The following is an 11,204-nucleotide window of genomic DNA, read 5'->3' as shown; positions in this document are numbered from 1 at the left end:
ATTCGGCCAGCGTATCCAGCGTGCCGCCGGGAGCACGTACTGCGAGAGGAGCAACCGGTGCACGAAAAACTACCCCGGCTGGAAGCACTCCACCGCGTCATCCATGAGCCAGAACTCGCCGACGGGGTAGAAGCGCTGCTTGGCGACGATCATGCGCTTGGCGCGGAAGCGGTCGAGGCCGCGCTCGAGGAACCGCTCGATGTAGCCGAGCACCTCGCCGTCGGAGCGCGTCACGCGCCAGAGGTCGTCATTGAGCTGAACGAGGGTGACGTCTGAGGTCGTTGGTGCAAAGGCGAGCGTGGTCATGATCCCCTTCTGGGTGTGCAGCCGGCCGACTATCGAATGTGTGTTCGATTGTAGAACAGGCCGCCGACATCCGGGCGGGTGATTCGAGCTCGCCTACGGCAGGGGCGTTGGCGCAAGCGCCAGATCTGCATCCACGACCTTGTTCGCGCGCGCCGTCTGGGCGAGCACGATGCCGACGAGCACCACGGCCGCTCCGATCAGCTGCACCGGCGACAGCCCTTCGCCGAGCCAGAGGAACGCCACGGCGAACGCGAAGATGACCTCGCTCGAGGCGGTGATGCCCGCGGCCGTGGCGGTGAGGTACTTGAGCGCGAGGAAGGAGAAGTAGAACGACAGGAAGGTGCCGAAGACCACGTTGACGGCGAGCGGCACCCACAGCGGGCCGACCGACGTCGGCGCGGCCAGCACGGCTGGCGTCACCTCCCACCATCCAGAGAAGAAGGCCCAGAAGATCGAGGCGAAGAGCATCGTCCAGAAGGCGACGGCAAGAGGAGAGGTCGCGCCAACCTGGCGCTCGCCGACGAGAAAATACGTGGTCAGGCTCGCCGAGGCGAGCAAGGCAAGCAGGATTCCGAGGCCGTTGAGCGAGCTGGCCCAGACCTGCGCCACTACGGCCAGCCCCACGAGCACGGCGACGATCGCCACCCACAGCCGCGCCTTGACCTTCTCATGCAGGAACAGGAACGCGATGAGCGCCACGAACAGCACAGCGGTGTACTCGAACAGCAGGGCGATGCCAACGGGCAGCAGCTGGATCGCCGCGGCGTAGGACGCCTGCAGGATCGCGACGCCGAACACGCCGAGCACGGCCATCACGATCAGCTGACGACGGCTGAGCCGGAAGGCGCTGCGGTCGACCACGAGCAGCACCGCGCCGGCGATGATGCAGCACCCGAGCACCCGAAACTGCGTGAGCTGGAGGGGCGTGAGCCCGCCCTCGATCACGACCTTCGTGACGCTGCCGTTCGCCCCGAACAGCAGCGCCCCCAGCAGGCTGAACAGGTACCCCACGGGTCAGCGCAGGCGGGTGCCGTCAACGGCGAGCGGCTCGATGGCCGCGATCTCCTCCGCGGTGAGTGGTGCTGCCGAGGCGGCAACCCAGTTGTTCTCTAGCTGCGCGACCGACGAGGCTCCCACGAGCGCCGAGGTGACCTGTGGGTGGCGCAGCACCCAGGTCAGCGCCAGCTGCGCGAGGGTCTGACCGCGCGATTCGGCGATGGATGTCAGCGCGCGCACGCGACCGAGGTACTCCTCGCTGATCGGGCCCGGCTGCAGCCAGCGACCCTCCGAGGCGCGGGACCCGTCGGGGATCGTGCCGTCGATGTAGCGGTCGGTGAGCAGGCCCTGCTCGAGCGGGGAGAAGACGATCGAGCCGGCGCCGACCTCGTCGAGCACGGGCAGCAGGCCCTCCGTCTCGATGTGGCGGTCGAACATGCTGAACCGAGGCTGGTGGATGGTGAGCGGAACGCCGAGCTCGGCGAGCGCCGCCGCGGCAGCGCGCGTCTGCTCTGGGTTGTAGTTCGAGAGTCCGACGTAGAGGGCCTTGCCCGCGTGCACGGCGCTCGCGAGGGCGCCCATCGTCTCCTCGATCGGCGTCTCTGGGTCTGGGCGGTGGTGGTAGAAGATGTCGAAGTACTCGAGACCGGTGCGCTTCAGCGACTGGTCGAGGGAGGAGAGCAGGTACTTGCGGCTGCCCCAGTTCTGGTACGGGCCGGCGGTGCCATCGTGGCCGACCATGTCGTAGCCGGCCTTGCTCGAGATGATGAGCTCGTCGCGGTAGGGCAGCAGGTCTTCTGCGAGCACCCGACCGAAGTTCGACTCCGCGCTGCCGGCGGGCGGGCCGTAGTTGTTCGCGATGTCGATGTGGGTGATGCCGAGGTCGAAGGCCCGCAACAGAATCGCCCGCTGGGTGGCCAGCGGCTTGTCGTCGCCGAAGTTGTTCCACAGCCCGAGCGAGATGGAGGGCAGCTTCAGACCGCTGCGTCCAACGCGCTGGTACTCGACGGATTCATAGCGGTCTGGGGAGGCGACGTATGGCATGCGCTCCAGCCTACGGGCAGGAATGCGCGGGCGATTTCTTGCGTTGACCCCTGTATCCCCCCATCTCAGGAAAGTAGGGTTCCCCCATGCACACTTTCGTTGTCGCCGGCGGTTGCTTCTGGTGTCTCGACGCCGTCTACCGCACTCTCAAGGGCGTGAAGGATGTCGTCTCCGGGTATACCGGCGGCCAGACCGCGCACCCCAGCTACGAGTCCGTCTGCACCGGAACAACGGGTCACGCAGAGGCCGTCGCTGTGACGTTCGATGAGACGGTGATTCCCGACAGCGTCATCCTTGATGTCTTCTTCTCGCTCCACGACCCGCGCCAGCTGAACCGCCAGGGGGCCGACGTCGGCACGCAGTACCGATCTGCGATGTTCTACGCCGACGACGAGCAGAAGCAGCTCTTCGAGGCAGCTCGCGACCGCGCAGGGGAGTACTGGGATGGCGGGATCGTCACGACGATCGAGCCGCTCGGCGACTACTACCGTGCTGAGGAGTACCACCAGGACTTCTTCGCCAAGAACCCCGGCCAGGGCTACTGCCTCGCGGTCGCCCTTCCCAAGGTGAACAAGATCCGCAAGTCGTACGCGGAGTACGTGCTCGCCAGCTAACTGGGAGGTGCGACACACCTCCCAGTTGGCTGCAAGTCGTTGAGTGGATGCCTCGCCAGCCCTATGGTCGAATCATCCTCTCGATAAAGGAGTCTCAACGATGAGTAACACCTCGATCACCGGCCGCACCTGGGTCGCCTTCGGACCGAACGGAGCCGTCGGCTCCATTCACGAGACGGAAGGCGGCTACTCCTACAAGCTGCTCGACGAGCAGGACTACCGCGGTCTGTACGAGAACCTCCACGGCGCGAAGGGTGCGCTCATGGCCTCACTGCCGAGCGGATCCGAGCGCCCGGAGTTCAGGGAGCACTAAGCGCCTGCCGTGCCGAGCGCTGCGGCGATGGCGGTGAGCAGCTCCATCGAGGTGAACGGCTTCGCGAGATCGCCCTCGCCGAGGGCTCGGCCGCTCATGAGCACGATCGGCAGCGCGGGAAAGCGCTCAGTCATGGCGTTGGATAGCGCTGTGCCGTCCATGACCGGCATGGTGACATCGGTGATGACGAGGTCGACTGTTTCTGGCACGCGATCGAGGTAGTCGAGGGCATCCGCGCCGTTCGCGGCGACGGCGACACGGTATCCGGCGGTCTCCAGCACCTTGCGCGTTGCCTGCCGGATCGCGGCCTCGTCATCGACGATGAGCACGAGCTGCCCGACTCCGCGGGGGGTGGGCGCCGGTCGACTGTGCGCCTCTGGGGCTGCGTGTGGTGCGCCAGCGAGCACGACCTCGAAGACGGCCCCACCGCCCGGCCAGTTGTCAGCCCGCATCTCTCCACCGTGCCGGCGGATGATCGACGCGCAGATAGCGAGGCCGAGGCCGGTTCCAACGCCGACATCCTTCGTGGTGAAGAAGGGCTCGAACATCTGGTCGGCGACGCCCGGTGCTATGCCTGGCCCGGAGTCGATCACCGAGATGATCGCCCGGCGCTGACTGCCGTCGCGGGCTCGCTCCCACTCCACGGCGATGTGGATATTGCCACCGTCGGGCAGAACGTCGCGCGCATTGGTGACGAGGTTGATCAGCACCTGCAGCAGCTGGGTCGGGTCGCCGGTCGTGTCGATGTCGGAGTCGACATCAGAGGTGACGGTGATTCCTGCGGGCAGGGTCTCTGCGCAGAACGCAAGCGTGTCGTCGACGAGCCTGGCGAGGTGCACCGGCACCCGACGACCCTCCACCCCGCGCGCGAAGGTGAGCACCTGCTTGAGCATGTCGGCGCCCCGCCTGACGGAGGTCTCGATGACGTCGAGAGTCTGCAGCTTTGCCGCGTCTGTCTCGTCGGCAGCAAGAAGCTGAACCGACATGAGGAGGGGGGTCAGCACGTTGTTGAGGTCGTGTGCGATGCCACCAGCCAGGGTGCCGAGGCTTTTCATGCGCTGTTCGCGAGAGGCGACTTCATCGTCGTGCCGTCGTTCTGTGACGTCGCTGTTCACCGCGAAGATCGCCTCCGGCTGGCCGTTGGCGTCGAGAACGAGCGACCACCGGCACGCCGCGATGATGTTTCTGCCGTCGTGGGCGATCTGGGCGATGTCACCCACCCACTCGCCCGAGCCGAGCACGATCGCCGTGGCCGCGTCGAACTCTGGGGTCGACTCGTAGAGCAGGTCTCGAATGGACTGGCCGACGGCCTGCTCTGCCGTCCAGCCGTACATCGACTCCGCGCCCTTGTTCCAGTACTGGATGACGTGGTCGAGACCCCGCACGACCATGGCATCGCCCGTCTGGTCGAGGAGAGCAGCCTGGGCGGCGATCCTGCGGTCACGCTCTTCTACTCGCGCCCTGGCCTCCTCTTCCTCTGTGACGTCGCGCACGTAGAGCGCCAGCCCGGACTCCGAGGGGTATGCCTTCACCTCGAGGGCGGCAGAGAGCGGCTCGTATCGCTCTCTGATGAGCACGCTCTTCTGCTCTGCGACGGCCTTGAGGTAGCCGATTCCGAACTCGGAGCCGCGCACCTCCGGAAACTCGTCCCACAGCACCTTGCCGACAAGGTCGTCGCGCCGCCTCTGACTGATCTGCTCTGCCCGAGGGTTGAGGTAGGTGAACCGATAGTCGCGATCGAGCAGGTAGATGCCGTCGCTGATGGAGTTGAGGGTCGACTCGAAGAGGGCTTCCACCGCTCGGCGCTCCGCCTGGGCTCCTTCGAGCGCCTCGATGTCGCGGGCAATGCCGAGAACGGCCACCACAGTGCCGTCCACCTCGAGGGGCACGGTGATGACCTCGACCCGGAACGTCTCGCCGTTCTGACTCACCCCCGTCATCCGGTTGCGTCGTTGCTCGCCGGCGATGGTCGCCTCGTACTCTCCGGCCTTGAACTCCTCGGTGTTCTCCCTGACCACGGGGATCACTCCGAGCTCGACGAGCTGTTCTCTGGAGTAGCCGACGCGCGCCAGCAGGGCGTCGTTCGCCTCGAGCACGCGACCGTCGAGGGCCGAGATGAAGAGGGCGTCGGGATGCTGCTCCCACACGACGCGGAGAGCCAGGTCGAAGACGGCGGGGTCGAGCTCGCTCACCGCGGTGCCCGGCTGGCGTCGCCGACGGCGAAATCGCTCGCCCTGCAACCCGAATGCAGGGCGAGCGATTCCCGGGCCCCGAACCCGGGAGAGTCCGTCAGAGCGGAAGAAACCACATCAGAGAGACATCTAGCAGTCATGATCCTCGTCTCCTGGAAGTGCCTTCGCAACTGGCTGCGCGCCGGTGTGTTCGGATTTCGAATACCTTCTCTACCTCACGGTAATCCTGCCCTGCTGCCAGAGCTCTATGGCCGCGACGCGAGGCGTCGACAGTGCGTCGTCGTCGAGGCCGAGGGCGGTGTAGAGCCGGTTGATCATGGCTTCAGCCGCGCGCACGGTTGTCGCCCTTCGGTCGGCGATCGCCTTGGTGCTGGCGCCAGAGGCGAGCATTCGAAGCACCTCGGCCTGTGCACTGCTGACCACGAGGATGCCCGACGCGTCGATCTGCGGGCCGCTCGTCGTGCCAGCGAGAGCCTGTTGCACGGCATCGCCGATGTCGTCGACCCGCTTGAGCTGAGACTTCACGAGGTAGACGACGCCGCTCGGTATGCGCTCTGGGTCCTCGACCGCGAGCTGGGGGGAGTGGTGGGAGGTGAGGATGACGAGGGCCACCCATGGCTGCGACTCGTGCACCCGGTGCAGCAGCGATGCACCCGTCTCGCGCTTGCCGAAGTTGAGGTCGGTTACGAGGGCGTGGGGGTCCTCCTCCGCCACGATCGCCCCGGCGAGCTCTGCCGACGCAGCGGTGATCACCTCGTAGCCGAGGGAGCGAAGCCCGTCGGAGACCATCGAGAGGGTGAAGGGATCGTCGTCGGCGACCACCACGCGTATCTTTCGCTTCTCCGCGGCAGCCGGATCGGTCACGATGCCACCGCCAGCCGCACCGCGGAGAGGAAGTCGCGAAGGTCGACCGGCTTGGCGAGATAGCCGGCATTGTGCCTCTCGAGCAGGTTCCCGTCTACGGGTGCGCCGCTGATGACGAGGATGCCGGGGCGGTGATCGGTGCTGGCGGCGGCGATTCCGGTCAACGTTTCACTGAGCGAGAGCCCTGGCATGCGCGCATCGACGATCACAAGGTCGAAGTCGACGAGTTCTGACGCGCTCACGGCCGTGTCTCCGGCACTCGCCTCCGTCACCTCGTGGCCGATGCGCTCCAGGGCGGATCGGAGCACGGCGCGCACTAGTTCGTCGTCGTCCACGACGAGCGTTCGGGTTGCGTCACCTGCAGCGGAGACCATCACTCATGGTACTTCGCACAGAAGTAATCGACAATGGCTCAGCCTGACGGTCAGGTGTACTCCCGTGGGGTGCTCATCGCGTCGAGGTCGGCGGCAACCAGCTCGAGGTGGGCGACCACCTGGGCTGCGACCGCTGCCCGCGACTCCACTGTTCCCCCTCCTCCCGAGGCGTGGAAGTTGAGCGCCATGACGCACGCTGAGAGCCTGCCGAGCACGGGGCCGTGCATGAGCGACGTGAACTGCTCTCTCGTTGCCTCCTCCCTGGCCTCCGCGAGGGAGCGGAGCGTGGCGAGTTCCTCGGTGAGCCGCGCCTCCTCTGGGATGACGTCGAGGTTCGCGAAGCTGATCCCGACGGCAGCGGAGATCACGATGGCCGACGCGATGAGCGCCGCCGGAATCGCGAAGGCACGGGTCACGTCGTGGATGTACAGCGGGAATTCGCAGGTGAGGAGGAAGGTGCCGACGGAGGCGATCGTTGCGACGAGCAGCACGGTGGCGACGTGCCAGAGGGTGATCGTGATGCGTCGAGACAGGCGGTCGAGCAGCAGCAGCAGGAGCGCTGCCACGAGAGCGGCGGCTGCGATGGCGATGGCGACGTCAATGGCCTCCCTTGGCCCGCCGAATCGAAGTGAGTCAGGCACCAGCAGGGAGCCGGCGGCAGCGGCGACGACGGCGGATGCGAAGACCGGTCTGCTGCTGTCGAAATGCAAGGCGGCGGTCAGCGGTGCGAGCAGTCGTCGAGGCGACCGGGTGCGAGGAGCGGCGCGGATGGGCTCGTGCACGATGATGTCGAGCACCGTGTCGACAACAGACTCGATCTTGTCGCTGATCGTGACGAGCGGCTGGCGGCTCTGCGACAGGGCGTTCTCCAGGCTCTGCCTGATCTCGACGATGACGGGTGCGAGCGCGGTGGCCACCGCAGACAGCAGGCGCCCTTCGCGCTCGCGCTCTGAGATGGCGGCTTCCGCATGCTCGACCTCGATGTCCATGCGCAGAGTGATCACCGACGACATGAGGGTCGCCCGCAGGTCGAGCTGCGTCGCGACGTAGACGGTGATCGGAAGCCAGACCCCGGATGCCACCGCCCAGAACAGCACACGGTGGCCGTACTCCGGGGGCGTCTGGGAGAACAGCTCGACAAACCACCCGCTGACGAGACCCCTGGCAACGCCACTGAGAACCCAGATGCCGACGACGAGCGGCGCAGGAACCACGGGGAATACCGGGCGGAGTGCGAGAACCAGCAGAAACACCACGAGACCGCCGACCGCGTGCTGTGCGAGCGCGGATGCGGGTAGCACCCACCACAGCCGGAAGTCGGTGAGGTTCTCCTGCATGATGACGAGCAGACTCGCTGGTCCGAAAAGCACGAGCCAGACGGCGGGGCTGGCGGCCCAACGCCCTCCGAGCACTGACTTTGCCGCCACGCTTCGCACGACCCAACGATAGTTCGCACGGCCCCACAGCGGCAGAGGCGCCGTGGCAGGGCATGCGCATTGCGAAGCTCACCCTCTCGCTCCCATCTCCGGGTCTGCTGCCGTTGTGAACATTCCGGAGGGATGCTCCCGCTGCGGCTGGCCTCGCTCCCACACTGGCTGCAGCCCCGGTTCGGCTTCCCGGCACGAGTGCCGAGCCGGGGCCGCCCCAGCCGCTTCCACGAAGGAGTCCCATGCCAGACACGATCACCGTCACCGGCCTCGTCGCCACCGCGCCGCGCCACCTCGTCACGAGCGAGGGGCTGCCGATCACGTCGTTCCGCCTTGCGTCGAGCCAGCGCAGGTTCGACCGCTCCCAGGAACGCTGGGTCGACGGCGAGACCAACTGGTACACGATCACCGGCTTCCGCCAGCTCGCGATCAATGTCGCAGCCTCGGTCAAGAAGGGCGACAGGGTGGTCGTGGTCGGCCGCCTCAAGATCCGCGACTGGGAGAACGGCGAGCGCAGCGGCACGACGATCGAGATCGACGCCGACTCGCTCGGCCACGACCTCATGTGGGGGTCGTCGGCGTTCATCCGCAGCGTCTCGACCGTCGCATCGGCCACCGCCGGTGAGGCCGACTCAGCCGACGAGTTCCCGGCGGCAGAGCCGGCGCCCGAACCCGCGCACTCCGATGACGCGACGGCACAGGTGGGAACCACCGATTTCGCGGCAGCTCTCGACGAGCACGCGTTGCCCGTGCCCTTCTAATGCACTTCTGAGCACGGCCGTATTGAGCAGGGTCGCCGCGAAGTCACCATAGACTTTGCAGGCGGCGACAAGCGGTCGCAGGAAAGCGGGGCGATGATGAGGCGACTCGCGGTAGTGGGCCTTCTCCTCACCCTCTCCCTCGCAGGATGCGCCAATCGCCCCGTCGACGACACCATGCCGGTGCCGAGCTCGACGGCGAGCCCGTCAGCCTCGCCCTCAGCTTCGCCGTCTGCAGAGCCCGATGCTGCCGCAACGGAGGCCGAGCTTGTGCAGGGTCGCTTCGACACCGCGATGGCCGCCCTCCTCGCCACCAACGCCGATCCGGCTGGCCGGGCGGTCATCGACGCGCTCGTCGCAGCGGGGCTCGACAAGGCGGCGATGGAGCTGACGCCAGACAAGACGGCGATCGGGCTCGACGCCGACAGCATCCAGTTCTCGGTGCGTGTCGGCGAGGACTGCGTGGTCGGCCAGTCCGGCAATGTCGGCTACCACAGCGCCATCCTGCCCGTGCTCGACACGGGCAAGTGCCTCGTCGGCACCACCCGAACGATCAACTGGTAGCCGATCGGGCGCGACAGGCGCACAACAGGCGTTCCGTAGACTAGAGCCCATGGCCGAATTCATTTACTCCATGGTGCGCGCCCGCAAGTCGGTCGGCGACAAGCTGATCCTCGACGACGTGACCATGTCATTCTTCCCCGGTGCGAAGATCGGCGTCGTCGGCCCCAACGGCGCCGGCAAGTCGACCATCCTCAAGATCATGGCCGGGCTCGACACCCCGAGCAACGGCGAGGCGCGACTGAGCCCCGGGTACTCCGTCGGCATCCTCATGCAGGAGCCAGAGCTCGACGAGTCGAAGACCGTGCTCGAGAACGTGCAGGAGGGCGTGCGCGAGATCAAGGACAAGGTCGACCGGCACTCGGCGATCGGCATGGAGATGGCAGAGCCCGACGCCGACTTCGACGCCCTGCTGGCCGAGATGGGCACCCTGCAGGAAGAGATCGACGCGGCAGACGCCTGGGATCTCGACTCCCAGCTCGAGCAGGCCATGGACGCACTGCGAACCCCGCCGGGCGACGCGACGGTCAAGAACCTCTCTGGAGGTGAGAAGCGCCGGGTGGCGCTCACAAAGCTGCTGTTGCAGAAGCCCGACCTCCTGCTGCTCGACGAGCCGACTAACCACCTCGACGCAGAGAGCGTGCTGTGGCTTGAGCAGCACCTGTCGAAGTACCCGGGCGCCGTGCTCGCCGTGACCCACGACCGGTACTTTCTCGACCATGTCGCCGAGTGGATCGCCGAGGTCGACCGCGGACACCTCTACCCCTACGAGGGCAACTACTCCACCTATCTCGAGAAGAAGGCCCAGCGACTCGAGGTGCAGGGCAAGAAGGATGCGAAGCTCGCCAAGCGCCTGAGCTCTGAGCTCGAGTGGGTGCGCTCCAACGCGAAGGGCCGCCAGGTCAAGTCGAAGGCGCGTCTCGCCCGCTACGAGGAGATGGTGAACGAGGCAGAGAAGACCCGCGTTCTCGACTTCGAGGAGCTCGTCATTCCCGTCGGCCCGCGCCTCGGTGCCCAGGTGCTCGAGGCCAAGAAGCTCAAGAAGGGCTTCGGCGACCGGGTGCTCATCGACGACCTCTCGTTCATCCTTCCCCGCAACGGCATCGTCGGCATCATCGGTCCGAACGGCGTCGGCAAGACGACCCTGTTCAAGACGATCACCGGTATCGAGCCCATGGACTCCGGCGAGCTCAAGATCGGCGAGACGGTCAACATCTCGTACGTCGACCAGGATCGCGGCGGAATCGACCCCAACAAGACGCTGTGGGAGGTCGTCTCTGACGGCCAGGACTTCATCCAGGTCGGCAAGACCGAGATTCCCTCGCGCGGCTACGTCTCGCAGTTCGGCTTCAAGGGGCCAGACCAGCAGAAGAAGGCCGGCGTGCTCTCTGGTGGAGAGCGCAACCGCCTCAACCTCGCGCTGACGCTCAAGCAGGGTGGAAACCTCCTCCTGCTCGACGAGCCGACCAACGACCTCGACGTCGAGACCCTCGGGTCGCTAGAGAACGCGCTGCTCGAGTTTCCCGGCTGCGCTGTGGTCATCACTCACGACCGGTGGTTCCTCGACCGCATCGCGACGCACATCCTCGCCTACGAGGGCACGGAGGACGACCCGTCGAACTGGTACTGGTTCGAGGGCAACTTCGAGTCCTACGAGGAGAACAAGATCGAGCGCCTCGGACCGGATGCCGCAAAGCCTCACCGCAGCGCGTACCGCAAGCTGACGAGGGACTAGCGCGATAGCGGCGCCCATTT

General features: G+C 66.4%; 12 protein-coding genes. 5 read left to right on the top strand and 7 right to left on the bottom strand.

Translation table 11 applies throughout. The annotated features are described in order from the left end of the window. Nucleotides 1-69: 69 nt before the first annotated feature. From AC14A7_RS10930 to AC14A7_RS10920, 3 genes are all read right to left on the bottom strand, one after another. A complete protein-coding gene (locus AC14A7_RS10930) occupies nucleotides 70-306 on the bottom strand; it encodes a hypothetical protein (RefSeq protein WP_484008941.1) in 237 nt (78 codons plus the stop codon). A gap of 93 nt (nucleotides 307-399) precedes the next feature. Beyond that, nucleotides 400-1,317 (bottom strand): DMT family transporter, encoded by a 918-nt coding sequence (locus tag AC14A7_RS10925; protein ID WP_484008938.1) that lies wholly within the window; start codon nucleotides 1,315-1,317, stop codon nucleotides 400-402. A gap of 3 nt (nucleotides 1,318-1,320) precedes the next feature. Further along, nucleotides 1,321-2,346 (bottom strand): aldo/keto reductase, encoded by a 1,026-nt coding sequence (locus tag AC14A7_RS10920; RefSeq protein WP_484008936.1) that lies wholly within the window; start codon nucleotides 2,344-2,346, stop codon nucleotides 1,321-1,323. 86 nt (nucleotides 2,347-2,432) lie between these two features. Between AC14A7_RS10920 and msrA the strand changes: the two genes are divergently transcribed. Together msrA and AC14A7_RS10910 are read left to right on the top strand one after the other, a co-directional pair. Then, on the top strand, nucleotides 2,433-2,960 hold the full coding sequence (gene msrA, locus AC14A7_RS10915; RefSeq protein WP_484008934.1) for a peptide-methionine (S)-S-oxide reductase MsrA: 528 nt from the start codon (nucleotides 2,433-2,435) through the stop codon (nucleotides 2,958-2,960). Between the two features lie 100 nt (nucleotides 2,961-3,060). Further along, entirely contained in the window at nucleotides 3,061-3,273 is a 213-nt protein-coding gene (locus AC14A7_RS10910) for a methyltransferase (RefSeq protein WP_484008932.1), read from the top strand. Here the strand turns inward: AC14A7_RS10910 and AC14A7_RS10905 are convergent. The 4 genes from AC14A7_RS10905 to AC14A7_RS10890 form a co-directional block, all read right to left on the bottom strand. Next, nucleotides 3,270-5,465: a PAS domain-containing hybrid sensor histidine kinase/response regulator gene (locus AC14A7_RS10905; protein WP_484008930.1), complete on the bottom strand. Its 2,196-nt coding sequence runs from the start codon at nucleotides 5,463-5,465 to the stop codon at nucleotides 3,270-3,272. The two genes, AC14A7_RS10910 and AC14A7_RS10905, sit on opposite strands and share 4 nt — an antisense overlap. Nucleotides 5,466-5,675: 210 nt before the next feature. Further along, nucleotides 5,676-6,329, bottom strand: a complete 654-nt coding sequence (locus tag AC14A7_RS10900; protein WP_484008928.1) for a response regulator — start codon at nucleotides 6,327-6,329, stop codon at nucleotides 5,676-5,678. Continuing rightward, on the bottom strand, nucleotides 6,326-6,703 hold the full coding sequence (locus AC14A7_RS10895; RefSeq protein WP_484008926.1) for a response regulator: 378 nt from the start codon (nucleotides 6,701-6,703) through the stop codon (nucleotides 6,326-6,328). The genes AC14A7_RS10900 and AC14A7_RS10895 overlap by 4 nt, the downstream gene beginning before the upstream one ends. A gap of 50 nt (nucleotides 6,704-6,753) precedes the next feature. Further along, on the bottom strand, nucleotides 6,754-8,139 hold the full coding sequence (locus AC14A7_RS10890; RefSeq protein WP_484008924.1) for a hypothetical protein: 1,386 nt from the start codon (nucleotides 8,137-8,139) through the stop codon (nucleotides 6,754-6,756). Nucleotides 8,140-8,372: 233 nt separating this feature from the next. Here AC14A7_RS10890 and AC14A7_RS10885 point away from each other — a divergent pair, with 233 nt between their 5' ends. From AC14A7_RS10885 to ettA, 3 genes are all read left to right on the top strand, one after another. Further along, nucleotides 8,373-8,891 carry a single-stranded DNA-binding protein gene (locus AC14A7_RS10885; protein ID WP_484008923.1) on the top strand — a complete coding sequence of 173 codons (519 nt, stop codon included), beginning with the start codon at nucleotides 8,373-8,375 and terminating at the stop codon, nucleotides 8,889-8,891. A gap of 114 nt (nucleotides 8,892-9,005) precedes the next feature. Further along, on the top strand, nucleotides 9,006-9,452 hold the full coding sequence (locus tag AC14A7_RS10880; RefSeq protein ID WP_484008921.1) for a DUF6993 domain-containing protein: 447 nt from the start codon (nucleotides 9,006-9,008) through the stop codon (nucleotides 9,450-9,452). Between the two features lie 49 nt (nucleotides 9,453-9,501). After that, nucleotides 9,502-11,184 (top strand): energy-dependent translational throttle protein EttA, encoded by a 1,683-nt coding sequence (gene ettA, locus AC14A7_RS10875; protein WP_484008919.1) that lies wholly within the window; start codon nucleotides 9,502-9,504, stop codon nucleotides 11,182-11,184. The last annotated feature ends 20 nt before the right edge of the window (nucleotides 11,185-11,204 follow it).

It is taken from the genome of Conyzicola sp. (assembly GCF_057073975.1).
This window is presented reverse-complemented; position numbering and strand designations above follow the sequence as displayed.

Coding starts and splice junctions, on each gene's coding strand:
- AC14A7_RS10930 (WP_484008941.1), bottom strand. CDS start 306: ATGACCACGCTCGCCTTTGCACCAACGACCTCAGACGTCACCCTCGTT.
- AC14A7_RS10920 (WP_484008936.1), bottom strand. CDS start 2,346: ATGCCATACGTCGCCTCCCCAGACCGCTATGAATCCGTCGAGTACCAG.
- msrA (WP_484008934.1), top strand. CDS start 2,433: ATGCACACTTTCGTTGTCGCCGGCGGTTGCTTCTGGTGTCTCGACGCC.
- AC14A7_RS10910 (WP_484008932.1), top strand. CDS start 3,061: ATGAGTAACACCTCGATCACCGGCCGCACCTGGGTCGCCTTCGGACCG.
- AC14A7_RS10895 (WP_484008926.1), bottom strand. CDS start 6,703: ATGGTCTCCGCTGCAGGTGACGCAACCCGAACGCTCGTCGTGGACGAC.
- AC14A7_RS10885 (WP_484008923.1), top strand. CDS start 8,373: ATGCCAGACACGATCACCGTCACCGGCCTCGTCGCCACCGCGCCGCGC.
- ettA (WP_484008919.1), top strand. CDS start 9,502: ATGGCCGAATTCATTTACTCCATGGTGCGCGCCCGCAAGTCGGTCGGC.